Consider the following 23735-nt stretch of genomic DNA (forward strand, 5'->3'; position numbering starts at 1 on the left):
TCGGGTTTCCTCGCAGGCGCTCGCGCGCCGGTCATAGTGAGGAGACCATCGTAGACAAATGTTTCTTAAACCGGCCTGAAACCGGTCCTGGCCCGCGAAAAGGGCCCGTCAGCGCAACAGCACCCGCCCGGCGGTCGTGAGGAAGTGGGCCAGCGGCGGCGTCGGCAGGTCCTTGATCTTCGCTTCCTCGTCCCACTGCCGCAGCCGCACGGCGTCGCCGGCCCACTGGTGGGTGGCGAAGCGCTGGGCCGCCTCGGCGTCCATCACGCCGCCCTGCAGGGCGAGGCTGCGCACGGAATCGGGAGAAAGCCTGGAGAAGTAGTCGGGCTGCGTGGCGCAGAGGTAGCGCTTGGCGTCCACGTGCAGCCTGATCGGCTCGCGCACCTCGACGTCGAATGCGCCGCGCAGCAGCGGCAGCGCGATGTACTGGTGGCGGTCGTCGATGCCCAGCTGGGTAGGAGAGTGCGAAAGTGTCTGGTGCTCGGCGATGAGCAGGTGGCCCAGGTCGTGCAGCAGCGCCGCTGTGACCAGCGAGTCGCTCGCGCCGGCCTGCTCCGCGAGCCAGGCGCATTGCAGCGCGTGCTCCAGCTGCGACACGGGTTCGCCCGCGTACGCGATTCCGCCACGTTCGGCGAACAGGCGGGCGATCTCGGCGAGGTCGAGTGTCATGACGGTGAAACGGGGCGGGAGATGCGAAAACAAGGGGCAATAAGTCCGCGAGTCTGCCGCCGTGCGGTGACACGTGGATGACGAGGCCGTTGCGAAACGGCCGGGAGCGGCCGATTTTCAGCGCATTTTTGGGGATTTGGGTTTTTTTGAGGCATCTGACAAATCTCTGTCACATGCCGCTGCCAGCATCGCCCCCATTCGTCGCCGAGTGGAATTTGCGTACTTTCGCTTGCCCGTTCGCGGTTCCGCGTGGCGTCTCTTTCTCCGCTCCACTTTCTTCTCCCAAGGAACCACCTCCATGCTGCATCGTTCGATCCGCTGGGCCGCCGTGCCGGCCGCTCTGCTCTCGCTGGCCTTCGCCGCATCGGCCCAGGGCCGCACCGAACTGCTGGTCTACACCGCGCTCGAAGCCGACCAGGTCCAGGCCTACAAGGCCGCCTTCGAAAAGGAGAACCCGAGCATCGAACTGAAGTTCGTGCGCGACTCCACCGGCATCGTCACCGCCAAGCTGCTCGCCGAAAAGGCCAACCCGCAGGCCGACGTGGTGTGGGGCCTGGCCGCCACCTCGCTGATGCTGCTCGACAAGGAAGGCATGCTCCAGCCCTACGCGCCCAAGGGGCTGGACGCCATCAAGGCCAACATGCGCGATGCGGCCAACCCGCCCAAGTGGGTCGGCATGGACGTGTGGTCCTCGGCCATCTGCTTCAACACCGCCGAAGCCCAGAAGAAGAGCCTGCCCAAGCCCACCAGCTGGGCCGACCTGACCAACCCGGTCTACAAGGGCCAGATCACCATGCCGAACCCCGCCGCCTCGGGCACGGGCTACCTGATGGTGTCGGGCTGGATCCAGATGATGGGTGAAGAGAAGGCGTGGAAGTACATGGACGCGCTGCACCAGAACATCGGCATCTACAGTCAGTCGGGCAGCAAGCCCTGCCGCCAGGCCGGCGCCGGCGAGTTCGCGCTGGGCATGTCCTTCGAATACCGCGCCAACAAGACCAAGCGCGACGGCGCTCCCATCGACATCGTGCTGCCCAAGGAAGGCCTGGGCTGGGACATGGAAGCCACCGGCATCATGAAGACCAGCAAGAAGCAGGACGCCGCCAAGGCGCTGGCCGACTGGGCCGTGACGAAGCAGGCCAACGAGCTGTACGCCAAGAACTTCGCCGTGCTCGCGCTGCCTGGCATCCAGGAGAAGCTCGAGTTCGTGCCGGGCGATGTCGAGAAGCTGCTTGCCAAGAACGACTTCAACTGGGCCGCCGCCAACCGCGAGCGCATCCTGACCGAATGGTCGAAGCGCTACGAGGCGAAGTCGGAAAAGAAGCCTCTCTGATCCTGGCATCGAAGCAAGACGGTATCCGGCCATGACGAGCAGCAGCTTTCTTTCCCTCCGCGGCATCGGCAAGTCCTTTGGCGCCACACGCGTGCTCGACGGCATCGATCTCGACATCGAGCCCGGCGAGTTTGTGTGCCTGCTCGGCCCCTCGGGCTGCGGCAAGACCACGCTGCTGCGCATCGTCTGCGGCATCGAGCGTGCCGACAGCGGCCAGATCCTGCTCGGCGGCCAGGACATCGCGGGCCTGCCGCCCGCGGCGCGCGGCTTCGGGGTGGTGTTCCAGTCGTACGCGCTCTTTCCCAACCTCACGGCCGCGCAGAACATCGCCTACGGCCTGCATCCCACGGGCGCGCTGGCCCGCGAGATGGCCAAGCGCTCGCGCGAGATGCTCGACCTGGTCGGGCTGGCCGCGCATGCCGACAAGTACCCCGTGCAGCTCTCGGGCGGCCAGCAGCAACGCATCGCGCTGGCCCGTGCGCTCGCGCCCAACCCGCGCCTGCTGCTGCTCGACGAGCCGCTCTCCGCGCTCGACGCGCAGGTGCGCGCCACGCTGCGCAGCGAAATCCGCGCGCTGCAGAAGCGCCTGGGCATCGTCACCATCATGGTCACGCACGACCAGGAAGAGGCCCTCTCGATGGCTGACCGCGTGGTGCTCATGCACAACGGCCGCATCGAGCAGGCCGGCACGCCCGACGAACTCTATCGCCAGCCGCGCACCCGCTTCGTGGCCGGCTTCGTGGGCCGCATGAACATGCTGCCCGCCACAGTGCTGGCCGACGGCAAGGTGCGCGTGCGCGACAGCGAGCTGCTGTGTGCGCCCGGCAACCTCAGCATCGGCTCGCAGGCGACCGTGGGCATCCGCCCCGAGCACGTGGTGGTGAAGCGCTTCGGCACCGAACTCGGCGCCAACAGCTTCGCCGCGCGCCTGCTCGACACCGAGTTCTTCGGCAACCGCACGTCGGCCCGGCTGGCCTGCGAGCCGCTGGGCATCGAGATCGAAGCCGAGCTGCCCGCCGATGCCCGCAGCGGCGGCGACGAGCCGCTGGTGCCCAGCAGCATGGTCCACATCCAGCTGCCGCTGAACGCGCTGTCGGTCCTGGCGCATTGAGCATGAGCAGTTCTCCCGACGCCATCGCCGTCGCGCCGGTGGTGGCGATGCGCCGCAGCGCGTTCGACCGCGAGCGCTGGCTGACCGGCGCAGCCGTGCTGCTGGTCGTGCTGCTGCTCGTGGTGATCGTCGCGCTGCCGGTCGGCGCGCTGGTCGGCAAGAGCTTCTTCGATCGCGAGGGCGCCTTCGTCGGCCTCGCCAACTTCGCGCGCTACCTCGAGAACCCCGCGCTGGTGCAGTCGGCATTCAACAGCGTGGGGCTCGCGGCGATCAGCGCCGTGATCTGCACAGGCATCGCCTACGTTTATGCCTACGGGCTTACGCTGTCGTGCATGCCGGCCAAGGGCGTGCTGCGCGCGGTGGCGCTGATGCCGCTGCTCGCGCCTTCGCTGCTGCCGGCGATCAGCCTCGTCTACCTGTTCGGCAACCAGGGCCTGTTCAAGGGGCTGCTGGGGGACGTGTCGATCTACGGGCCGCTGGGCATCGTGCTCGGCTCGGTGTTCTGGACGCTGCCGCACGCGCTGCTGATCCTCACCACAGCCATGGCCACCTCCGACGGCCGGCTGTACGAAGCCGCGCAGACGCTGGGCGCCTCGCGCTGGCGCATCTTCCGCACGGTGACGCTGCCTTCCACCCGCTACGGCCTGATCGTGGCCGCGATGGTGGTGTTCGTGCTGGTCGTCACCGACTTCGGCGTGCCGAAGGTGGTGGGCGGCCAGACCGGCGTGCTCGCGACCGACATCTACAAGCAGGTGGTCGGGCAGCAGAACTTCCAGATGGGCGCGGTGGTGGGCCTCGTGCTGCTGATTCCCGCCGTGCTGTCCTTCCTCGTCGAGCGGCATGTGCGCGGCAAGCAGGCCGCGGCGCTGTCGGCGCGCGCCACGCCCTATCAGCCCGAGCCCGTGAGGAAGCGCGACCGCGCGCTGCTGGTGTTCTGCGTGCTCACGGCAATTGCCATCCTCGTGATGATCGGCATGGCGGTGTTCGCGTCGCTGGCCACCTACTGGCCCTACAAGCTCACGCCGTCGTTCAGGAACTACGACTTCAGCAACATGGACGGCGGCGGCTGGGGCAGCTACTTCAATTCGCTGCGCATGGCTGTCTGCGCCGCGGTGGCGGGCGCGCTCGTCACCTTCGTGTCGGCCTACTTCGTCGAGAAGCCGCGTCACTTCGGGCTGCTGCGCGAGCTGCTGAACCTGCTGGCCAACCTGCCGCTGGCGGTGCCGGGGCTGGTGCTGGGCGTGGGCTACATCTTCTTCTTCATCTCGCCGTCGAACCCGCTGCGCGCCATCTACGGCAGCATGACCATCCTCGTGGTCTGCACGGTGGCGCATTTCTTCTCGGTGGCGCACCTCACCTCGCTCACCGCGCTGCGCCAGCTCGACCGCGAGTACGAGCTGGTGTCGGAATCGATGGGCGTGCCGTTCTGGCACACGCTGTGGCGCGTGCACCTGCCGGTGGCGCTGCCCACCGTGCTCAACGTGGGCGGCTATTTCTTCGTGAACGCGATGACCACCGTGTCGGCCGTCGTGTTCCTCTATTCACCGCAGACCACCCTCGCCGCCATCGCCGTGCTCAACATGGACGACGCCGGCGACGTGGCACCTGCCGCCGCCATGGCCTCGCTGATCATGCTCACGGCCGCCATCGGCCGGGGCCTGTTCGCGCTGGCGGGGCAGTGGGCACTCAAGCGCACCCAGACCTGGAGACATCGTTGACAAGCGCAACCCCGCAAGCAAGCAACCCCGACAGTTTCGACCTCATCGTGGTCGGCGCCGGCATCGTCGGCCTGGCCCATGCCTACACCGCCGTGCAGCGCGGCCTCAAGGTCTGCGTGATCGAGCGCGACGCGGCCGCCATCGGCGCGTCGATCCGCAACTTCGGCTTCATCACCATCACCGGGCAGGCGCCCGGCGACATGTGGCGCCGCGCCATGCATGCCCGCGGCGTGTGGAACGAGGTCGCGCCGCAGGCCGGCATCGAGGTCGTGCACCGCAACCTGTGGCTCGCGGCCTATCGCCCGGAAGCGCACGACGTGCTCGAAGCCTTCATGCGCACGCCGATGGGAAAGGGCTGCGAGCTGCTCGACGCCGCCGATGCGCAGGCCAAGGCTCCGGCGCTGAGCCTCGCCGACGCGCGCTCGGTGCTCTTCAGTCCGCACGAGCTGCGCGTCGAATCGCGCACCGCCATCGGCCTGCTCACGAAATGGCTGGCGGAGGCGCACGGCGTGACCTTCCGCTTCGGCGAGACCGTGCACGAGGTGGAAACGCCGCGCGTGCGCACCTCGCGCGGCACGCTGCATGCGGAGCGCGTGGTGGTCTGCACCAACACCGACCTGCACGGACTTTTCTCCGACCGCATCGCCGCGCACGACCTCACGCTGTGCCGCCTGCAGATGCTGCGCGTGAAGCCCGAGGCAGGGTTTCGCCTGCCGGGCTCGGTGATGATGGACCTGAGCCTCGTGCGCTACGAGGGCTACAGCACGCTGCCCGAAGCCGCCGCCCTGCGCGCGCGCCTGGAGCAGGAAGAAGCCGCGTCGCTCGGGCACGGCATCCACCTGATCGTGGTGCAGAGCGCAGACGGCTCGCTGGTGGTCGGCGACTCGCACCACTACGCCGACGCGCCCGAGCCCTTCGCGATGGAGGAGGTCGACCAGCTCATCCTGCGCCACCTGCGCAGCACACTGAACCTCGAATCCGCGCAGATCACCGAGCGCTGGACCGGCGTGTATCCCTCTTCGAAGACCACGCCCTGCCTGATCGACGCGCCCGACGACGCGACGCGGCTGGTGCTGGTCACCAGCGGCAGCGGCGCGAGCACCGGCTTCGGCATCGCGCACGACGTGTTCAACGCTTGGTGACAGCCGGCAACAAGGCCGCCACCGGCACCGCTATCCTTCTTCCAGAGACTCACATTCCCGCCGCCATGAACGCCCACAACCACTCGCAACTCAAGGCCGTCGTCTTCGACTGGGCCGGCACCATCCTCGACTTCGGCTCCTGCGCCCCCATGGGCGCCTTCGTGAAGCTGTTCGAGCAGTTCGGCGTCGACATCACCATCGCCGAGGCGCGCGGCCCGATGGGCATGGCCAAGTGGGACCACATCAAGGCGCTGGGCACGCTGCCGCGCATCGCCGCGCAATGGGAGGCGAAGCACGGCCACGCCTTCAACGATGCCGACGTCGACAGGCTGTACGAAGTGTTCACGCCGATGAACGCGGCCAGCGTGCGCGACCACGCCGACTTCATTCCCGGCGCGCTCGAGGCAGTGAAGGCTGCGCGCGATCGCGGCCTGAAGATCGGCTCCACCACCGGCTACAACCGCCCGATCATGGAAGTGGTCGTGCCCATCGCCGCGGCTGGCGGCTACTCGCCCGACAACCTCGTGTGCGCCGGCGACCTGGCCGAAGGGCGCCCTTCGCCGCTCATGATGTACCGCTGCTTCGCCGACCTCGGCGTGTGGCCGCCGCACACCGTGGTGAAGGTCGACGACACGGGCGTCGGCCTGCAGGAAGGCCTCAACGCCGGCACCTGGGCCGTGGGCCTCGCGGTGAGCGGCAATGCCAACGGCCTCACGCTGGCCGAATGGGAGGCGCTCGACGAAGGGCAGCAGCAGGAGCGCCGCGCGCGCGCCACCACCGACCTCGAAGCCGCTGGTGCGCACTACGTGATCGACAGCGTGGCCGACCTGCCGCAGGTGCTGGAAGACATCGAGCGCCGACTGCTGGCCGGCGAACGGCCCGCCGCCACCGCCGCCTGACAGGCGGAAGAAAGCGGCAGCGTCCGACTTGACGCGCCGCAACGCGGGCCTAGCATGGCCCGCATGCGAAGCACAGCCTTTGTCCTTCTCTTCTGCCTCGGCCTGCTGACGGCCGCGTGCGACGACAAGCCGACGAAGCCCGGCGTGCCGGTGCCCAAGGCGATTGCGGTCGCACCGCAGCAGAACTGAGCCCCGGCATCATCCGGGGCACGGTCGAGGTCGGATCACTCCAGCGTCATGTGCGACGCAGTGACGATCTGCGCCATGCGCGTTCGCTCCTCCGCCAGAAACTTCGCAAAATCGGTCCGCGCCAAAAGCATCGGCTGCGCGCCGCCGCGCTCGGTCTGCGCGATCAGGTCGGCGTCTTCCCTGTAGGCCTGCAGCGTGACCTCGGCGATGCGGTCGAGGACGGCTGGCGGCGTGCCTTTCGGCGCGAAGATGCCGCCCCAGTGCTGCATGAGGATCGTCGGAAAGCCTTGCTCCACCGTGGTCGGCACCTGCTTCATCGGCCCCGTGCGCTCGCGCGCCGCGAGCGCCAGCGCATGCAGCCTGCCCGACTGCACGAAGCCCGCGACGCCGATGGGCGCCTCGGAAGCCAGGTCGACCTCGCCACCGACGATGGCGTTCACCGTCTGCGAGCCGCTCTTGTAGTGCACCAGCGTCACGGGTACGCCCAGCGCCGACTCCACCATCTCCGCCACGAAATGCCCCGTGCTGCCGCTGCCCGCGGTGCCGAAGTTCAGGCGCCCCTTGGCACGGGCCCAGGCCTGCAGTTCCTTCAGGTTCTTCGCCGGTACGCTCGCGTTGGTGACCAGCACCGAGGGCGCGGTGCTGGTGCCCACCACCGGCACCAGGTCGGTCTCGGCATAGGGCATCTTCGGCCGCAGCAGCGCGTTGGCGATGGCGCCGTTGCCGGCCGACAGCCAGGTGTAGCCGTCGGGTGCGGCCTTGGCCACGTACTCGCTGCCGATGATGCCGCCCGCGCCGGGCCGGTTGTCCACGATGATGGTCTGGTTCAGCCGCTTGCCTTGCGCCTGCGCCATGGCGCGCACATTGGTGTCGCCGGGGCCGCCGGCCGAGAAGGGCAGCACCAGCCGGATCGGCTTGGCGGCCGGCCACGGGTCCTGCGCGCGGGCGGGCAGGGCGGCGGTGCCCGCCAGCGCGAGCAGGCCCAGCGAGAACGCGCGGCGGTCGGGGTGTTTCATGGTGTCTTGTCTCCGTCTTTCTTTTGTCGAAGGGGCTGCGCGTCAGTCGAAGGCCGCCGCCACCGGCGGCGCCAGCAACGCAAGCAGCTCGCGCACGTCGGGCAGGTCCTCGATGGAGCGCACCATCTGCTCGATGGCCTTCTGCCGCGCGCCGTCGATCAAGCCGTCGGTCAGCGTGCGGTACTTGGCCGCGACTTCGTCGCTGCTTTGCGGCGATTCGATGGCGCGCGACGAGTTGCGCTCGACCTCGATGCGCTGCCCGTCGGTGAAGCTCACCGCCAGCCGCACGCGGCCGCGCTTGAGCGGGCCGCCCGCGTCGAACTCGGGCTGGTGCCGCACCTCGATGCGCGGGATCAGCGCCCACACGTCGTCCGCATCGATGCAAGTCGGCGCGAACTGCTTCACCATCGCCTCGCCGTCGAGCACCGCCACGGCCAGCGCATAGCCGATGTTCATCTGCGCGCCGATGGGCGTCAGCGGCCGCTCGGGCACCCACCAGCCGTGGTGGTAGACCGCGTGGCTCACCTCGACCTCGATGCGTGCGATTTCCTCAGGCACCAGCTTGCGCCGGGCATCGACGTCGAACAGCGCGTCGAGCGGCGAGTGGATGCCGCCCATCGCCGCGTAAGGCTTGATGACGATGCGCTCCACCTCCCAGCGCTCGCCCAGTGCTTCCGTGATCTTCGATGCGTCGGGGTCGTGCCCCTCGCCGAAGGTCGACAGGAAGCCGCCGTACTCGCGCTCGAACACGCGCTTGATGCCGGTGTAGCCGCCTTCGGCGAGCACTGCCGCGTAGAGCCCGTTGCGCGCCGAGAAGCCGTGGTGCATGCGCTTGCACATCGCCTCGTACTGCGCCGCCATGAGCCCGGCCGACTGCGTGCCGGCAAGGCCCAGCGCGTCTTCGATGCGCGCCGCGTCGAGTCCGAGCAGCTTGCCGACCGCGGAAGCCGCCGCATGCGTGCCGAACACCGAACCCGAATGCCAGCCGCGCGACAGCATCTGCGCGCCGTGCAGCGCCATGCCCACGCGCGGGCCGACTTCGTAGCCGGCGAGTGCGGCTTCGAGGAACTGCCGCCCGCTCACCTTTGCGTCGCCTTCCGAAGCGGCCCACAGCGCGGGCAGCACGATCGACGCGCTGTGCAGCGGCCCCAGCGGGTGGTAGTCGTCGAGCTCGAAGCCCTGGATGAAGGTGCCGTTGAGCAACGCCGCGCCCGGCGCGCTGGTGCGCTCGCCCCAGCCGACGATGGTGCGGTCGCCGCGACCCTCGAACTTCCGCACGATCTGCGCGGCGGTGCGCGACCACGGAAGCTGCGCGCCGACGATCGCGCATGCGATGCCGTCGAGCGTGAGCGCCTTGGCGCGTTCGCGCGCGGAGGCGGGCGCGTCGTCGAGCCGGAAGCCCGCGAGCCAGTGGGCGAGGCGGCCGGTGGGGCCCGTGGGATCGGTGGCGACGGTGGTTGTCTTGTTCGCTTGCATGAGGGAATCCTGAAAAATGAACCGGGCTACTCGAGCGGATAGAGCTTCACGAGCGCCGCCATGCGCTCGCTCTCCTCGCGCACCTGCGCCGCGAAGGCGGCCGGTGCGTTCACCACTGGTTCGGCGCCGGCCGACGCGATGGTCTTCTGCACGTCGGTGTCCTTCACCGCCTCGCGCAGCGCGGTGACGATGCCCTGCGTCACCGCCGGCGGCGTGCCCTTGGGCGCGAACAGGCCGAACCAGGTGACCGACTGGAACTGCGGGTAGCCGGCCTCGGCGGTGGTCGGCACCTCGGGCAGCGCGGCGGCGCGCTTCTGCCCCTGCGTGGCGAGGATCTTCAGCGTGCCCGCCTTGTAGTGCGGCAGCGCAGCCGTGATGCCGGTGAACGCCATGTTCACGTTGTTGGCGATCATGTCGGTCACGATGGCGCCCGTGCCGCGGTAGTTGACGACGATCAGGTTCGGCAGCCCCGCCTCGGCCGCGAGCTGCTTCGCCGAGATGCGCGCCAGCGACTCGCCCGTGCCCAGCGAGCAGGGCTGCGCGGCGGTCTTGCAGTACTGGACGAACTCGCCGAAGGTCTTCACCGGCAGCTTCGCGCTGGCGACCACGGCGGCGGGCGATTGCGACACCGCCGTCACCGGCTCCAGCCGCGCGAGCGGGTCGATGCCCTTCAGGCCCGGCGTGTACTTCGTGACGACGATGGACGGCACCTGCAGCAGCAGCGTGTAGCCGTCGGGCTTCGCTTCCATCACGCGGCGCGTGCCGATCAGCCCGTCGGCGCCGGGCATGTTCTCCACCACCACGGGCTGCTTCCAGATCACGCCGAGCTGCTTGGAGATCGCGCGCGCGGTGGCGTCGGTGCCGCCGCCGGCCGAGTAGGGCACGATGAGCGTCACGGGGCGCTCGGGGTGCCAGGCGGCCTGGGCGAAGGCCGATGGCGCCAGGGCGCACAGGGCCGCCGCAGGCAGCAGGGCGCGGATCGTTCGAGGCCTTATGGGCCTGAAATGGTTGTCGAACATGTTGTCTCCGTTTTTTGAATGAATGAACTGGTGGCGCGACGCTTTGCTCAGGGCGGCGGGGGCGTGACCGTCCGGCCGCGCCAGTCGCGCTGGTAGACGCCGTCGAGGCGACCGCGCGTCAGTGCATGGGCACGGAGCCAGGGCAGCAGGCTCCCATCGCGTGAAAGATCGGGCGGCGGTGCGGTGTCGAGCGCGTAGAGCTGGAACACGTAGCGGTGCGGGCCATGGCCGGGCAGGGGGCGCGGGCCGTCGTATCCGTCGCGGCCCAGGCCGTTCGGCGCCAGCGTCACGCCCGGCGGCGCGGCCCCGGCGTTCAGCCTGCCCTCGGCCAATGCGTCGACGGAGGCGGGGCCCCATGCGAGCAGGTGCGTGATCGCGTGCGGCAGCGGCACGTCCGGGTCTTCGCACAGCAGCAGCCAGTGCGTGGCCTGCGGTGGCAGGGCGGCCCATGCGAGCGCGGGCGAGCGGTTGTCGCCGACGCCTTCGCCCGCTTGCCGCATCGGCATCGCCCCGCCATGCGTGAAGTCGGTGCTGCGCAGGGTGACCGTGGCGGGCAGCCGCGCGAGCACGGCGTCGCTGCAGGCCAGGCTCGCGTCGCCGGCATGGCGGCCGCGCATGAGCAGCCCGGCCCAGCGAAGCACCCACGGATGCCGGCGCAGCGGCGAGGCGGCAGTGCTCAAGCGGCGGCTCCCTGCGCGGCGGGCCAGGCCCAGGGGCGGCGCGTGCGGTCGGCCCGCTGCCACTCGCGGATCAGCGCGTCGTCCTTCAGCGTGAGGCCGATGTCGTCGAGGCCGTGCAGCAGTGCTTCGCGGCGCAGCGGGTCGATGTCGAAGGAAGACACCTGCCCGTCCGGCGCGCTGATCGTCCGCGTCCGCAGGTCGACCGCGACCTGGGCGCCGCCCGCGCACTGCGCCGCCAGCGCCTCGACCTGCGCGGCGGGCCAGCGCACCGGCAGCACGCCGTTCTGGAAGCAGTTGTTGAAGAAGATGTCGCCGAAGCTCGGCGCGATCACGCAGCGGATGCCAAGCCCCATCAGCGCCCACACCGCGCCTTCGCGCGAGGAGCCGCAGCCGAAGTTCTCGGCCGCCAGCAGCACGGGCGCGCGCCGGAACTCCGGCTGGTTGAGCACGCAGGAGGGGTCTTCGCTTCCGTCGGGCCGCAGGCGCAGCGCCTCGAAGGCGTAGGGGCCGAGCTGGTCGCGCTGGAAGGCGGTGAGGCGTTCGATGCGGATGATCACGTCGGTATCGACGTTGGCGCGCATCAGCGGCACGGCGGCGCCTGTGACGGCGGTGAACGGGGTCATGGTCATGCGAGCGTCCTCACGTCGGTGATGCGGCCGGTGATCGCGGCGGCTGCGGCCATCGCGGGGCTCGCGAGGTGCGTGCGCGCGCCGGGGCCCTGGCGTCCGACGAAGTTGCGGTTGGAGGTGGACACGCAGCGCGCCTGCGGCGGCACCTGCTCGCCGTTGGCGGCCACGCACATGCTGCAGCCGGGTTCGCGCCACTGGAAGCCGGCGGCCTCGAACACCTCGCGCAGGCCTTCGGCTTCGGCGGCGCGCTTGACGTTCTCGGAGCCGGGCACGACCCAAGCCGTGACGCCATCGGCCACGCGGCGCCCGCGTGCCACTTTGGCGGCGGCGCGCAGGTCGGGCAGGCGGGAGTTGGCGCAGGAGCCGATGAAGACCCAGTCGACGGGCGTGCCGGCGATGGCCGTGCGCGGCGCGAGGCCCATGTAGTCGAGCGCGGCTTCGATGGCGCCGCGCGAGGCGTCGTCGGATGCCGTGGCCGGGTCGGGCACGATGCCGTCGATGGCGATGGCGTCCTCGGGGCTGGTACCCCAGGTGATGGTGGGAGCGATGGAGGCTGCGTCGATGACTTCTTCGCAGTCGAACACGGCATCGGTATCCGAGCCCAGCGAGAGCCAGTACGCGGCGGCCTCCTCGAAGGCCGTGCCGGTGGGCGCGAAGCTGCGGCCGCGCACCCATTCGACCGTGCGCTCGTCGGGTGCGATCAGGCCGAAGCGCGCGCCCAGTTCCACCGTGAGGTTGCACAGCGTGAGGCGCGATTCGACGTCGAGCGCGCGAACCGCCTCGCCCGCGAACTCGATCGCGTAGCCCACGCCTGCCGCCGCGCCCAGCTTGCCGATGATGTGCAGCGCCAGGTCTTTCGCGGTGACGCCCGCGCCGAGCACGCCGTCGCAGCGGATGCGCATGCGCTTCGGCTTCTGCTGGCGCAGCGTTTGCGTGGCCAGCGCGTGCGTGCTCTCGGAGGAGCCCACGCCGAAGGCCAGCGCGCCGAGTCCGCCGTTGGTGCAGGTGTGGCTGTCGCCGCAGATCACGGTGAGGCCCGGCAGCACGATGCCCAGCTCGGGCCCCATCACGTGGACGATGCCCTGGCCCGGCTGGCCGAGGTCGTAGAAGCGCACGCCGGCGTCGGCGCTGAGCTTGGCCAGCGCGCCGTGCAGCCGGCCGCCGAGCGGGAAGGTGCCGGGCTTGCGGCCGGGCTGGCTCGAGGCCGCGTGGTCGGGCGTGGCGAAGACCAGCGCTGGGTCATGCAGCGGCAGGCCGCGTGCAGCCACCTCGGCCAGTGCGGGCGGGCCCGAGAGGTCGTGCAGCAGGTGGCGATCGATGTGCAGCAGGGCCCAGCCGTCGCCGAGCTCGCGCACGACGTGCGCGTCCCACAGCTTGTCGAAGAGGGTGCGCGACATGTCAGCGGCTTTCCATGGTCGCACCCGCGTTGAACCGCGTGCGCAGGGCGTCCCATTCGTCGGCACCGAATCTGCGGAAGGTCTGGGCCACCGTCGCGTTCACCGTCGGTGCCTTGAAGGTCGCCTTGAGCTCGGCCAGCGCAGCGTCGCCCGCCTCGATGGCGGCCTTGAGCATCAGCCCCGGCAGGATCGCGAGCTTGTAGCCCATGGCCTCGGCCTCGCGCAGGTCGAACACCGGCGTGCGCCCGCCTGGCACCACGTTCAGGAGGCAGGGGCCCTGCACGCGCTTCGGCACGGCGGCGGCTTCCTCGGGCGTCTGCGTGGCTTCGACGAAGGCCATGTCGGCGCCGGCCTGCAGCGCGGCATTGGCGCGCTCCACGGCCTCGTCCAGGCCCAGCATGGCGCGCGCGTCGGTGCGCGCGATGACGATGAAATCCTTCGTGCGGCGCGCTTCCACCGCGGCGCGGATCTTGGAGACGAACTCCTCGCGCGACACCACTTCCTTGCCGTCCAGATGGCCGCAGCGCTTGGGCGAGACCTGGTCCTCGATGTGGATGGCGGCCACGCCGCGCGCCTCGTACTCGCGCACGGTGCGCGTCACGTTCAGCTCGTTGCCGTAGCCGGTGTCGGCATCGGCGATGAGCGGAATGGCGACCGAGCGCGCAATCACCGCGGCGTTGTCGACCATCTCGCTCATTGTGAGCAGGCCGAAGTCCGGAAAGCCGCGCGCGGCCGAGGTGCCGGCGCCCGTCATGTAGACGGCGCCGAAGCCGGCCTGTTCGATCAGGCGCGCGCCGATGGCGTCGTAGGCGCCGGGGGCGATCGCCATGCCGGGCGCGGCGAGCAGGCGGCGGAGCGTGGAAGAGGAAGTCATGGCGGGGCCTTGCGGATCGGCGTTTGAGTTTATGTGTTTATATTCTAAGTACAACTGGACGGATTCCGCAAGCCGCCGCCGAAGCCGGCTTCCGGGCGTCTTGCTATGCTCGACCTTCGTTTTCCCTTCCGTCATGGCACGTCCTCCCGCATCCGCTCCCTCGCTCGAACGCGGCCCCGGCACCTCGCTGCACCGTCAGCTGTTCGTCGTCCTGCGCGACGAGATCACGCGCGGCGTCTATTCGTCCGGCGCCTTGCCGAAGGAAGAAGCGCTGTGCGAGCGCTTCGGCGTGTCGCGCATCACGGTGCGTCGCGCGCTGGCCGACCTGGCCTCGCTGGGCCTCGTCGAGCGCCGCCACGGCCTGGGCACCTTCGTGCGCGCCGACCTGCCGCAGGTGCGTGCGCGGCCCAGCCTCGGCCTGGTCGACGGGCTGCGCAAGGCGGCGCTCGAAACCGACGTCGAGGTGCTGGAGGTCGACCAGGCCACGGCGCCGCCCGACGTGGCCGCGTTGCTGCAGCTGGAGCCCGATGAGAAGGCGGTGCACGCGCTGCGCCTGCGCAGCATCGACGGCGTGCCGGTCATGCTTACCGAGGCCTGGGTGCCGGCACGGCTGGGCAAGCGCGTGTCTGCCAGCGCGCTGCGCAAGCACGCGCTCTACGAGATCCTGATGGCGCAGGGCGTGAAGTTCGGCCGCGTGGTGCAGGAGATCACGGCCGAGGTGGCCGACCCTGCGCGCGCGCGGCTGCTGCAGGTGGAGACCGGCGCGCCGCTCTTGAAGATGGTGCGCCTGCTGCACGACCTCGACGCGCAGCCCGTGCAGCATCTCACCGTGTCGCTGACGGCCGAGCGCAGCCGAATCCTGATGGACATCGCGGGCGACACCATCAACACGCTCACCGCGGGGCAGGTGGTGCACGACGTGCATCCACAGCCGTCGCCACCGAAGCGGCGAAGCTGACGCCGCCTCGAACAAGGAAAAGAAGACAACGATGACCCACGCGGAGACAACGCCCCCCAACCAACCCAGCCAACCGATTCACCAGCCCGATTCGCGTTACGCGATGGTCCGCTTGGGCCTCACGCTGCTGATCATGACGGTCGGCAGCAGCGGCATGTACGTGGTGTCGGTGATGCTGCCGGCGGTGCAGGCAGAGTTCGGCATCGCGCGCGCCGATGCCTCGCTGCCCTACACGCTGCTGATGCTGGGCTTCGGCTTCGGCGGCGTGCTGATGGGCAAGCTGGCCGACCGCATCGGCGTGATGAAGCCGCTGCTGATGGGGGCGGTCTTCCTGGGCGCGGGTTATGTCGCCACGGGTTTCTCCAGCGGCATCGTCAGCTTCACCGTCGCGCAGGCCCTGCTGGTCGGCCTGCTCGGCAGCTCGGTGGCCTTCGCGCCGCTGGTGGCCGACACATCGCTGTGGTTCGTCAAGCGGCGCGGCATCGCGGTGGCGGTGTGCGCCAGCGGCAACTACCTGGCGGGCGCGGTGTGGCCGCCCATCGCGCAGCACTTCGTGGAAACGGTGGGCTGGCGCCAGACCTACATCGGCATGGGCATCTTCTGCGGCGTGACGATGGCGCTGCTGGCGCTGTTCTTCCGCGCGCGCCCGCCCGCGCTGGCCGAGGTTGCCCCCGCGAGCACCGCCACGGGCGCGGCGGCGCCGGTGCGCGACATGACCCGGCCCTTCGGCCTGAGCATGGGCGCGGCGCAGAGCCTCTTGTGCGTGGCGGGCGTGGCCTGCTGCGTGGCCATGGCGATGCCGCAGGTGCATATCGTGGCCTACTGCGGCGACCTGGGCTATGGCCCGGCGCAGGGCGCGATCATGCTGTCGCTGATGCTGGGCTTCGGCATCGTGAGCCGGCTGGTGTCGGGCGCCATCTGCGACCGCATCGGCGGGCTGCGCACGCTGCTCCTGGGCGGCGTGCTGCAGTGCGTGGCGCTGCTGCTGTTTTTGCCCTTCGACGGGCTGGTGCCGCTCTACGTGATCTCGGCGCTCTTCGGGCTGTTCCAGGGCGGCATCGTGCCGTCGTACGCGATCATCGTGCGCGAGCACTTCCCGCCGAAGGAAGCGGGCGGACGCGTGGGCACGGTGCTGATGTTCACGCTCTTCGGCATGGCGCTGGGCGGCTGGATGTCGGGCAAGGTCTTCGACCTCACGGGCAGCTACCACGCGGCCTTCATCAACGGCATCGGCTGGAACCTGGTGAACGTGAGCATCGCGAGCTTCCTGTTGTTCAGGACGCTTCGGCGATCAGGTGGCCGAGTGTTTGCATTGCCCGCTCGCTGACCGCGTCCCACGGGTGGCCGTAGTTCAGCCTGAGGCAGTTGCCGAAGGCGCGCGTGGCCGAGAAGATCGGGCCCGGCGCCACGCTGATGCCGAGTTCCAGCGCCTTGCGGTGGATCTCCAGCGCGTTCGCCCTGGCCGGTAGTTCGACCCACAGGAAGTACCCGCCCAGCGGCCGTGTCGCGCGCGTGCCCGCCGGAAAGTAGTGCCCCACGGCCTGCGCGAAGCTGGCCTGCTGCACCGCCAGCGTCTGGCGCAGCTTGCGCAGATGCCTGTCGAGCCCGCCTTTCTCCAGGTAGCTCGCGAGCGCCAGCTGCGCCGGCGCAGAGGTGCTGAGCGTGCTCGACAGCTTCTGCCGCGCGACCTTGCGCGCGAAGCGGCCGGCCGAGGTCCAGCCGATGCGATAGCCCGGCGCCAGGCATTTCGAGAAAGAGGAACAGTGCAGCACCAGCCCCTGCGTGTCGAAAGCCTTGGCCGGCGGGGGGCGCCGCTCGCCGAAGTAGAGCTCGGCGTACACGTCGTCCTCGATCAGCGGCAGCCCGTGGCGCGCGAGCAGTTCCACCAGCGCCTTCTTCTTCGCGTCGGGCATCAGGCTGCCCAGCGGGTTCTGGAAGGTGGTCATGAGCCAGCAGGCGGCGGGCTTGTGCGCCGCGATGGCGAGCTCCAGCGCTTCCAGGTCGATGCCCTCGCCGGGATGCGTCGGCACCTCGACGGCACGCAGGCCCATGCGCTCCAGCGCCTGCAGCGCCGCGTAGAAGGTGGGCGATTCGACGATCACCGTATCGCCCGGTCGCGTTACCGCCGAGAGGCAGAGGTTGAGGGCTTCCAGCGCGCCATTGGTGACGACGATCTCGTCGGCCGCTACCTGCATGCCGTCGGCCAGGTAGCGCAGCGCAATCTGCCGGCGCAGCGCCGCGCTGCCGGGCGTGAGATCGTCCACCGTGCTCCACGGGTCGAGCGACCTGGCGCTGGCGGCCATGAACTGCCCGAGCCGCGCCAGCGGAAACAGCAACGGGCTCGGAAAGGCCGAGCCGAAGGGCACGACCTTGCGCGACATGCTGGCTTCGAGGATGTCGAACACCTGGTCGCTCACGTCGAGCGACTTCGGCCCGCCGGCGGGGCGCGAGGTGAGGGTGGTTTCGGGCGGCGCGTCGCGCAGGCCGCCGCCGGTCACGTAGTAGCCCGAGCGGTCGCGCGCCCGCACCAGGCCTCGCGCCTCGAGCAGGTAGTAGGCCTCGAACACCGTCGACGCGCTGACCCCTCGGCTCTGGCCGGTGTGGCGCACCGAAGGCAGGCGGTCGCCGGTCTTGAGGGTGCCGTTGCGGATCGAGGCCTCGATGTCGGCGGCCAGGGCTTCGTATCTCTTCATCGCTGGGGGTGTTCGTTCGGAGGCACTTTATCTGCACCGGTCAATTGGAGCGAATCTGCATCTGTTTTTTCCGGCCGGCCTGGGCCACACTCGACCCATGTCCAATCTCTTGCGCGCGCTGCGCGCCGTTCTCTGGAGTTTCATCGGGCTGGGTGGCCGCCGGGCCGACGCCGAGAGGCGCACGGCGCAGGTCGGCATCCTGCCGTTGATCGGCGTGGCCCTCGTGATGGTGCTGCTGCTGATCGCCGGGCTGATCACGCTGGCGCACTACGTTGCCGGCACATGAAGAAGCGCGCGCTCAGGTTCCTCGCGCTCGGGCTGCTGCTTGCCATGCAGGGCATGGCGAACGCGGCCACGCCCGCCACCGTGCCCGACACCATCGAGCAGCGCGTGGCCGCCTGCATCGCCTGCCATGGCCGCGAGGGTGCGACCACCAATGCAGGCTACTTTCCGCGGCTGGCGGGCAAGCCGGCCGGCTACCTGTTCAACCAGCTCGTGAGCTTCAGGGACGGGCGCCGCTTCAACAGCGACATGGCGTACATGGTCCAGCACCTGTCGGACGCCTACCTGCGCGAGATGGCCGACTACTTCGCCGGGCTGCAGCTGCCGTATCCGCCCGTTTCCCCCGTGAGCGACGCGACGCCCGATCAGCTGCTGCGCGGCCGCCAACTGGTGCGCGAAGGCGATGCGGCGCGCGGCATTCCCGCCTGCGTGCAGTGCCACGGCGCGGCGCTCACGGGCGTGCAGCTGGCCATTCCGGGGCTGCTGGGCCTGCCGCGGCTGTACGTGTCGTCGCAGCTCGGCGCCTGGCTCACCAACGAGCGGCATGCGATGGCGCCCGACTGCATGGCCGACATCGGCCGGCGCATGAGCACCGCCGACATCAACGCCGTCGCGAGCTGGCTCGCCGTGCAGCCGATGCCGGCCGACACCAAACCCGCGGCCTCGCTGCCCGCACCGCTGCCCATGACCTGCGGCGGCATGCCGAAGTGACGGAGCCGCGCCCATCATGAAACTGCGACACCTCGCCTGGACGCTGCTCGCGCTCGTCGTGCTCGGCGCCGCTGCCGTCGGCGGCATCGTGGCGATGAACCTGCGCGGCGAAGACCCGCTGCCCGCGCAGGCCGAAGCCTTCCAGTCCACGCCGCAACTCGTCGAGCGCGGGCGCTACCTCGCGCTGGCCGGCAACTGCGCGGGCTGCCACACCACGCGCGGCGGCGAGCCCTATGCGGGCGGCATGCCGATCGACACGCCCTTCGGCACCGTCTATTCGAGCAACCTCACGCCCGACGACAAGGCCGGCATCGGCGGCTGGAGCAGCGCGCACTTCTGGCGCGCGATGCACAACGGCCGCAGCAAGGACGGCCGCCTGCTGTACCCGGCGTTCCCGTACACCAGCTTCACGCAGGTGACGCGCGAGGATTCCGACGCGATCTACGCCTACCTGCGCAGCGTGCCGCCCTCGGCGGCGCCCAACCGGGAGCACCGGCTGCGCTTTCCGTACGACACGCAGGCCGCGCTGGCCGTGTGGCGCGCGCTCTCGTTCAAGCCCGAGCCATTCGTCGCCAATGCCGGCAAGCCCGCCGAATGGAACCGGGGCGCCTACCTGGTCAACGGCCTGGGCCATTGCATCGCCTGCCACGGCAGCCGCAACTCGCTGGGCGCGACCGAGACGAAGCTGGGGCTGTCGGGTGGCCTCATCGCCGTCGAGAACTGGTATGCGCCTTCGCTCACCGATCCGCATGAAGCTGGCGTGGCTGACTGGCCTGCTGCCGACGTGGTGGCGCTGCTCAAGAACGGCACTGCGCCGCGCGGATCGGTCATGGGGCCGATGGCCGACGTGGTGTTCCGCAGCACGCAGTACCTGAGCGAGGCCGATCTCACGGCGATGGCGAGCTACCTCAAGGACCTGCCCGACGCACCAAAGCCCGCGGCCGACACGGTCACGACAGCGAAGGCCCCGATCCGCCGCGACGCCAGCACCATGACGCGCGGCGCGAAGATCTACGACCAGCGCTGCGCCTACTGCCATGGCGACCAGGGGCAGGGCGCGGCGGGTGCCTATCCGCCGCTGGCGGGCAACCGCGCCGTGAACATGGCGCGGCCCACCAACCTGATCCAGGTGATCTCGCACGGCGGCTTCCTGCCTTCGACTTCGGGCAATCCGCGCCCCTACGGCATGCCGCCCTTCGGCCAGACGCTGGACGCGGCCGAGGTAGCGGCCGTGCTCACCTACGTGCGCGGCTCCTGGGGCAACGACAGCGCGCCGGTCACGCAGCTCGACACGATGCGACGCTGATCGACCGATCGATCAGATGTTCGTGCTGGAGGGAATCCGGCTCGGCAGCAGATGCTCGTAAGGCCGCGTGCGCGTGGCGTTGCGCTGGCCGATGGTGGCCTCGATGCCCGCGAGCGCATTGCGGAAGCGCTCCAGCGGCCCGCCTTGCCCCGCGATGGCAGGGTCCAGCAGCACCGGCAGATGCGGGAAGACGTTGTCCTTGTACTCGCCCAGCGGCCGGTAGTACACGCCGCCGAGGATGTGGAACAGCAGGATCTGCTCCTGCGCCGCCAGCCGCGAGGGCAGCATCTGAGACCAGCTCGCCTCGTTCTGCCCCACGCTCGTTGTCGGCGCCGGCGTGCCTTCGGTGCCCGCGCTGAAGGGCGCATAGGTCATCACCGAGTACTGCGGGAAGTTCACGGCCGCGTGCTGCGCGCTGGCGTTGAAGATGATGGCGGTGAGCACGTCGATCAGCTGCGCGCGCGTGGTGATCGCGCGGAAGCCGTGCACCTTGCCGCTGGTGGCCAGCTCGGTGGCCCAGGCCTTGAGCTCGTAGTCGCCGGTCACGTCGGCGTCGCTCAGGTAGTAGGTGGCTACGTAGTCGCCCACCCACTGCGCGATCGCGTTCCACACCAGCAGCGCGTCGTCGCGGTACGGGTAGTCGGGCAGCGCGGTCGCATCGTCCACGCCGCGCGTGCGCAGGTCGTTGGGCAGCATCATGCGGTCGTAGAAGTCGTAGGCCAGCCGGTCGCGGCCGCACTGCTGCTGCAGCGTCTCGATGGGCGCGGCGAGGATCACGTCGCCCGTGGTCAGCGGCGCCATGATGATCAGCGTCGCGGCCTCGTTGATGAACATCGCGCCTTCCAGGTGCGGCGACAGCAGCCGGTTCAGCGGGTGCGCGGTCGCGAGCTGGCGCTGCGTGGCCATCGCGAAGGCTTCCGACATCAGGTGCGTGCGACCCAGGTGCACGAACATCTCGTGGTAGTTGAAGTCGGCCACCTGCACCACGGTCTTGGCCGATTGCCAGGCCCAGTACGCCTCTGCGTTGGCCGTGTCGTCCACGCGCAGGAAGATCGCGTTCGCGGCCGGGTCCTGCCCGCATTGGATGGCGACCGGCACCAGCGAGCGGCCGGTCTTCGGCCGCGCGAACAGCGCGATGGGCGCGTGGATGTAGCCCGTGCCCGTGAGCGGCTTGATCTGCGGGCCGGCGGGCGCCATGTCGCCCAGGCCTTCGTAGTCGAGGATGTAGAGCCGGCCCGAGGCGGCAGCGTCGGCGAGGCTGTCGCCCGCGCCCATCACCTGCCGGTATTGCGCGTCGCCCAGCGGGAACTTCGCCGGCAGCGTGGTAGCGCGCTGTATCAGCATCGGGTTGGGCCCCGACACGCGCATGGCGGCGAACAGGTCGTTGTCGTGCAGCAGTTGCGCGATGGCGGGCTTCTCGATGGTGACGAACAGCGCGTCGTACTGCGCCACCGTCTTCGGCCCGTTCAGCGCGCCCAGCGGGCCCTGCGACAGCAGGTCGTGGTGGATCTGCTTGAGCTGTGTGGCGATGTCGCCCGCCGTGCCGGTGAGCGTGCTCAGCAGCGCCAGCACCGCGGCCGGCAGCGTCGCCAGCCCGCCGTTGGCGGCCAGCAGCTGGTCGAAGCTGGCCTGCAGGCTCGCGAGCCGCGTGCGCAGGTTGTCGAGCGACTGCAGGCTGCCCGAAGCCAGCGCGCTGGTGGCGAACGAGGCCGCGAAATTGGTGACGGCCTCCAGCGCCTTCGCGATCGTCTTGAGCTGGTGCTCCAGCGCGGGCAGTTCGGTCGCGGGCACCACCGCGCCCATCGGCACGCCGGCCAGGTTGATGTGCGATTCGGTCCAGAGATAGGTCGCCTGCCGTCCCACCAGCTCGAGCCGCCGCAGCGTGGCGCTGATCGGGTCGATCTTCTGCGGCAGCGTGGGCTTGAGCACCGGTAGTGCGGCCGAGGCGGTGGATGTCTTGCCGGCCAGCAGGCTCAGGCCGCCCGCCGAGGCGGACCATTTGAGGATGTCTCTGCGCTTCATCGGGGAGTTCCCTGTCGTTGTGAATCTTGGGAAGGCCGACGGGGTGGTCGGCCACAAAATCGAACGCTCGTTCTATTTGTGGCCGGATTCTGCGGAGGGGCTCCGGCGTTGGCAATCAGGGTTGCTGCCTACCTCGAAGGTGCACAGCCGGAACCGCCGAAAGCTGGGAGGCAAGTCAGGCCGGGGTCAGGCAGTGTGCGGGTGCCGCGCGGCTTCGTACAGCGTGCGAGCCAGGTCGCGGTGCCTTGCCAGCAGCGGCGACAACTCGAGCCCGGTGAATTCTCCATCGCGGACGCGGACCACTCCGCCGATCACGCTCAGCGACACCGAGGCCGGCATGCAGAACACCAGCGCCGCCACCGGGTCGTGCCCAGCGCCCGCGTGGGCGACGCCGCGCATGTCGAAGGCCACGATGTCGGCCGACATGCCGGGGGCGATAGAGCCGATGTCGTCGCGGCCCAATACCTTCGCGCCGCCCAGCGTGGCGATTTCGAGCGCCTCGCGCGCCGTCATCGCGGCCGGGCCGTAGCCCACGCGCTGCAGCAGCATCGCCTGCCGCGCTTCGCCCAGCATGTGAGCGCCGTCGTTTGACGCGCTGCCGTCCACCCCCAGCCCCACGGGCACGCCCGCGCGGCGCATTGCGCCGATGGGCGCGATGCCCGAGGCCAGCCTCATGTTGGAGCAGGGGCAATGCGCCACGCCGGTGCCGGTGCGGCCGAAGAGCGCGATGCCGGCCTCGTCCAGCTTCACGCAGTGCGCATGCCAAACGTCGCGGCCGACCCAGCCCAGGTCTTCGGCGTATTCGGCCGGCGTCATGCCGAACTTCTCGCGCGAATAGGCCACGTCGTTGTCGTTCTCGGCCAGGTGCGTGTGCAGCGACACGCCGCGCTCGCGCGCGAGTTCGGCCGACAGGCGCATCAGGTCGCGCGACACGGAGAAGGGCGAGCAGGGCGCGAGCACGATGCGGCGCATCGAATGGCGCGAGGCGTCGTGCCAGCGGTCGATGAGCCGTTCGCTGTCGCGCAGGATCGCTTCCTCGGTCTCCACCACCTCGTCGGGCGGCAGGCCGCCGGCGCTGCGGCCCACGCTCATGCTGCCGCGCGCCGCGTGGAAGCGCATGCCCATCGCGTCGGCCGCCTCGATCGAGTCGTCGAGCCGCGAGCCGTTGGGAAACAGGTAGAGATGGTCGCTGGTGGTGGTGCAGCCCGAGAGCATCAGCTCGGCCATCGCGGTCTGCGTGGACACGCGGATCATCTCGGGCGTGAGACGCGCCCACAGCAGGTACAGGTTGGTGAGCCAGCCGAAGAGCTCGGCGTCCTGCGCCTCGGGCACCGCGCGCGTGAGGCTCTGGTACATGTGGTGGTGCGTGTTGACCAGGCCGGGCATCACGGCGTGTCCGTGCATGTCGATGGCTTCGGCGCGGCCTTCGCGCAGGGCGTCGAGATACATCGCTGGCAACTGCGCGGTCTCGCCGACCCAGGCGATGGCGGGCCCTTGCATCACCACCGCGCCGTCGCGGATCTCGCGTCGCGCGGCGTCCATGGTGACCAGCACGTCGGCGTGCCGGACGATGCGCAGCGGGGAGGGCGTGGTGGCGGTGGAAGTGTTCAT

At 69.9% G+C, this 23735-nt stretch carries 22 protein-coding genes; 11 read left to right on the forward strand and 11 right to left on the reverse strand.

Translation table 11 applies throughout. The features are described from left to right. Positions 1–108: 108 nt before the first annotated feature. Positions 109–669 (reverse strand): phosphonate degradation HD-domain oxygenase, encoded by a 561-nt coding sequence (locus SFB74_RS06085; RefSeq protein WP_432729871.1) that lies wholly within the window; start codon positions 667–669, stop codon positions 109–111. Between the two features lie 298 nt (positions 670–967). Between SFB74_RS06085 and SFB74_RS06090 the strand changes: the two genes are divergently transcribed. The 6 genes from SFB74_RS06090 to SFB74_RS06115 all read left to right on the forward strand — a co-directional run bounded on the left by SFB74_RS06090 (position 968) and on the right by SFB74_RS06115 (position 7061). Further along, a complete protein-coding gene (locus SFB74_RS06090) occupies positions 968–2002 on the forward strand; it encodes a putative 2-aminoethylphosphonate ABC transporter substrate-binding protein (RefSeq protein ID WP_432729872.1) in 1035 nt (344 codons plus the stop codon). A gap of 31 nt (positions 2003–2033) precedes the next feature. Next, positions 2034–3113, forward strand: a complete 1080-nt coding sequence (locus SFB74_RS06095; RefSeq protein ID WP_093196686.1) for an ABC transporter ATP-binding protein — start codon at positions 2034–2036, stop codon at positions 3111–3113. 2 nt (positions 3114–3115) lie between these two features. Beyond that, on the forward strand, positions 3116–4831 hold the full coding sequence (locus SFB74_RS06100) for a putative 2-aminoethylphosphonate ABC transporter permease subunit (protein WP_432729873.1): 1716 nt from the start codon (positions 3116–3118) through the stop codon (positions 4829–4831). Continuing rightward, a complete protein-coding gene (locus SFB74_RS06105; protein WP_432729874.1) occupies positions 4828–5973 on the forward strand; it encodes a TIGR03364 family FAD-dependent oxidoreductase in 1146 nt (381 codons plus the stop codon). Before SFB74_RS06100 ends, SFB74_RS06105 begins: the two co-directional genes overlap by 4 nt. 65 nt (positions 5974–6038) lie before the next feature. Further along, positions 6039–6872 (forward strand): phosphonoacetaldehyde hydrolase, encoded by an 834-nt coding sequence (gene phnX / locus SFB74_RS06110; RefSeq protein ID WP_432729875.1) that lies wholly within the window; start codon positions 6039–6041, stop codon positions 6870–6872. A gap of 63 nt (positions 6873–6935) precedes the next feature. After that, the gene (locus SFB74_RS06115; RefSeq protein WP_432729876.1) at positions 6936–7061 is read left to right on the forward strand and encodes a hypothetical protein; all 126 of its coding nucleotides are present in this window, start codon (positions 6936–6938) and stop codon (positions 7059–7061) included. A gap of 35 nt (positions 7062–7096) precedes the next feature. Here the strand turns inward: SFB74_RS06115 and SFB74_RS06120 are convergent, their stop codons facing one another. From SFB74_RS06120 to SFB74_RS06150, 7 genes are read right to left on the reverse strand one after another with little or no spacing between them, the layout of a single operon-like run. Next, positions 7097–8077: a tripartite tricarboxylate transporter substrate binding protein gene (locus SFB74_RS06120; RefSeq protein ID WP_432729877.1), complete on the reverse strand. Its 981-nt coding sequence runs from the start codon at positions 8075–8077 to the stop codon at positions 7097–7099. Positions 8078–8119: 42 nt separating this feature from the next. Continuing rightward, positions 8120–9553: an MmgE/PrpD family protein gene (locus SFB74_RS06125; RefSeq protein ID WP_432729878.1), complete on the reverse strand. Its 1434-nt coding sequence runs from the start codon at positions 9551–9553 to the stop codon at positions 8120–8122. Between the two features lie 26 nt (positions 9554–9579). Continuing rightward, a complete protein-coding gene (locus SFB74_RS06130) occupies positions 9580–10572 on the reverse strand; it encodes a Bug family tripartite tricarboxylate transporter substrate binding protein (RefSeq protein ID WP_432729879.1) in 993 nt (330 codons plus the stop codon). 47 nt (positions 10573–10619) lie between these two features. Next, positions 10620–11252: a YbhB/YbcL family Raf kinase inhibitor-like protein gene (locus tag SFB74_RS06135; RefSeq protein WP_432729880.1), complete on the reverse strand. Its 633-nt coding sequence runs from the start codon at positions 11250–11252 to the stop codon at positions 10620–10622. Continuing rightward, complete coding sequence (gene leuD / locus SFB74_RS06140; RefSeq protein WP_432731885.1) at positions 11249–11875, reverse strand: 3-isopropylmalate dehydratase small subunit; 627 nt, start codon at positions 11873–11875, stop codon at positions 11249–11251. Before leuD ends, SFB74_RS06135 begins: the two co-directional genes overlap by 4 nt. A 2-nt stretch (positions 11876–11877) precedes the next feature. Next, positions 11878–13278 carry a 3-isopropylmalate dehydratase large subunit gene (gene leuC, locus SFB74_RS06145; RefSeq protein WP_432729881.1) on the reverse strand — a complete coding sequence of 467 codons (1401 nt, stop codon included), beginning with the start codon at positions 13276–13278 and terminating at the stop codon, positions 11878–11880. Position 13279: 1 nt separating this feature from the next. Continuing rightward, complete coding sequence (locus SFB74_RS06150) at positions 13280–14152, reverse strand: isocitrate lyase/PEP mutase family protein (RefSeq protein ID WP_432729882.1); 873 nt, start codon at positions 14150–14152, stop codon at positions 13280–13282. Between the two features lie 133 nt (positions 14153–14285). On the opposite strand from SFB74_RS06150, the gene SFB74_RS06155 reads away from it, so the two are divergent. Beyond that, positions 14286–15110, forward strand: a complete 825-nt coding sequence (locus tag SFB74_RS06155) for a GntR family transcriptional regulator (protein WP_432729883.1) — start codon at positions 14286–14288, stop codon at positions 15108–15110. Between the two features lie 103 nt (positions 15111–15213). Continuing rightward, complete coding sequence (locus SFB74_RS06160; protein WP_432729884.1) at positions 15214–16437, forward strand: MFS transporter; 1224 nt, start codon at positions 15214–15216, stop codon at positions 16435–16437. On the opposite strand, the gene SFB74_RS06165 is transcribed toward SFB74_RS06160, so the two are convergent. Beyond that, entirely contained in the window at positions 16385–17803 is a 1419-nt protein-coding gene (locus SFB74_RS06165; RefSeq protein WP_432729885.1) for a PLP-dependent aminotransferase family protein, read from the reverse strand. The genes SFB74_RS06160 and SFB74_RS06165 overlap by 53 nt on opposite strands. Before the next feature lie 97 nt (positions 17804–17900). Between SFB74_RS06165 and SFB74_RS06170 the strand changes: the two genes are divergently transcribed. The 3 genes from SFB74_RS06170 to SFB74_RS06180 are packed head-to-tail and all read left to right on the forward strand — an operon-like array spanning position 17901 to position 20102. Next, a complete protein-coding gene (locus SFB74_RS06170; protein WP_093196674.1) occupies positions 17901–18089 on the forward strand; it encodes a DUF2970 domain-containing protein in 189 nt (62 codons plus the stop codon). After that, a complete protein-coding gene (locus SFB74_RS06175) occupies positions 18086–18796 on the forward strand; it encodes a c-type cytochrome (protein ID WP_432729887.1) in 711 nt (236 codons plus the stop codon). Before SFB74_RS06170 ends, SFB74_RS06175 begins: the two co-directional genes overlap by 4 nt. A 16-nt stretch (positions 18797–18812) precedes the next feature. After that, positions 18813–20102 carry a c-type cytochrome gene (locus SFB74_RS06180; RefSeq protein ID WP_432729888.1) on the forward strand — a complete coding sequence of 430 codons (1290 nt, stop codon included), beginning with the start codon at positions 18813–18815 and terminating at the stop codon, positions 20100–20102. Between the two features lie 12 nt (positions 20103–20114). Here SFB74_RS06180 and SFB74_RS06185 read toward each other — a convergent pair whose 3' ends face one another. Next, complete coding sequence (locus tag SFB74_RS06185; protein ID WP_432729889.1) at positions 20115–22124, reverse strand: lipoxygenase family protein; 2010 nt, start codon at positions 22122–22124, stop codon at positions 20115–20117. A gap of 186 nt (positions 22125–22310) precedes the next feature. Further along, a complete protein-coding gene (locus SFB74_RS06190) occupies positions 22311–23735 on the reverse strand; it encodes an 8-oxoguanine deaminase (RefSeq protein ID WP_432729891.1) in 1425 nt (474 codons plus the stop codon).

The organism is Variovorax xiamenensis, assembly GCF_050916385.1.
GTDB lineage: Bacteria > Pseudomonadota > Gammaproteobacteria > Burkholderiales > Burkholderiaceae_C > Variovorax.

Excerpts from the sequence above, each read along its gene's own strand:
- SFB74_RS06130 (WP_432729879.1), bottom strand. The coding sequence starts at position 10,572 with ATGTTCGACAACCATTTCAGGCCCATAAGGCCTCGAACGATCCGCGCC.
- SFB74_RS06120 (WP_432729877.1), bottom strand. The coding sequence starts at position 8,077 with ATGAAACACCCCGACCGCCGCGCGTTCTCGCTGGGCCTGCTCGCGCTG.
- leuD (WP_432731885.1), bottom strand. The coding sequence starts at position 11,875 with ATGACCCCGTTCACCGCCGTCACAGGCGCCGCCGTGCCGCTGATGCGC.
- SFB74_RS06175 (WP_432729887.1), top strand. The coding sequence starts at position 18,086 with ATGAAGAAGCGCGCGCTCAGGTTCCTCGCGCTCGGGCTGCTGCTTGCC.
- SFB74_RS06190 (WP_432729891.1), bottom strand. The coding sequence starts at position 23,735 with ATGAACACTTCCACCGCCACCACGCCCTCCCCGCTGCGCATCGTCCGG.
- SFB74_RS06090 (WP_432729872.1), top strand. The coding sequence starts at position 968 with ATGCTGCATCGTTCGATCCGCTGGGCCGCCGTGCCGGCCGCTCTGCTC.
- SFB74_RS06165 (WP_432729885.1), bottom strand. The coding sequence starts at position 17,803 with ATGAAGAGATACGAAGCCCTGGCCGCCGACATCGAGGCCTCGATCCGC.
- SFB74_RS06180 (WP_432729888.1), top strand. The coding sequence starts at position 18,813 with ATGAAACTGCGACACCTCGCCTGGACGCTGCTCGCGCTCGTCGTGCTC.
- SFB74_RS06115 (WP_432729876.1), top strand. The coding sequence starts at position 6,936 with ATGCGAAGCACAGCCTTTGTCCTTCTCTTCTGCCTCGGCCTGCTGACG.
- SFB74_RS06100 (WP_432729873.1), top strand. The coding sequence starts at position 3,116 with ATGAGCAGTTCTCCCGACGCCATCGCCGTCGCGCCGGTGGTGGCGATG.
- SFB74_RS06150 (WP_432729882.1), bottom strand. The coding sequence starts at position 14,152 with ATGACTTCCTCTTCCACGCTCCGCCGCCTGCTCGCCGCGCCCGGCATG.
- SFB74_RS06085 (WP_432729871.1), bottom strand. The coding sequence starts at position 669 with ATGACACTCGACCTCGCCGAGATCGCCCGCCTGTTCGCCGAACGTGGC.
- SFB74_RS06185 (WP_432729889.1), bottom strand. The coding sequence starts at position 22,124 with ATGAAGCGCAGAGACATCCTCAAATGGTCCGCCTCGGCGGGCGGCCTG.
- SFB74_RS06095 (WP_093196686.1), top strand. The coding sequence starts at position 2,034 with ATGACGAGCAGCAGCTTTCTTTCCCTCCGCGGCATCGGCAAGTCCTTT.
- SFB74_RS06160 (WP_432729884.1), top strand. The coding sequence starts at position 15,214 with ATGGTCCGCTTGGGCCTCACGCTGCTGATCATGACGGTCGGCAGCAGC.
- leuC (WP_432729881.1), bottom strand. The coding sequence starts at position 13,278 with ATGTCGCGCACCCTCTTCGACAAGCTGTGGGACGCGCACGTCGTGCGC.
- SFB74_RS06155 (WP_432729883.1), top strand. The coding sequence starts at position 14,286 with ATGGCACGTCCTCCCGCATCCGCTCCCTCGCTCGAACGCGGCCCCGGC.
- phnX (WP_432729875.1), top strand. The coding sequence starts at position 6,039 with ATGAACGCCCACAACCACTCGCAACTCAAGGCCGTCGTCTTCGACTGG.
- SFB74_RS06125 (WP_432729878.1), bottom strand. The coding sequence starts at position 9,553 with ATGCAAGCGAACAAGACAACCACCGTCGCCACCGATCCCACGGGCCCC.
- SFB74_RS06170 (WP_093196674.1), top strand. The coding sequence starts at position 17,901 with ATGTCCAATCTCTTGCGCGCGCTGCGCGCCGTTCTCTGGAGTTTCATC.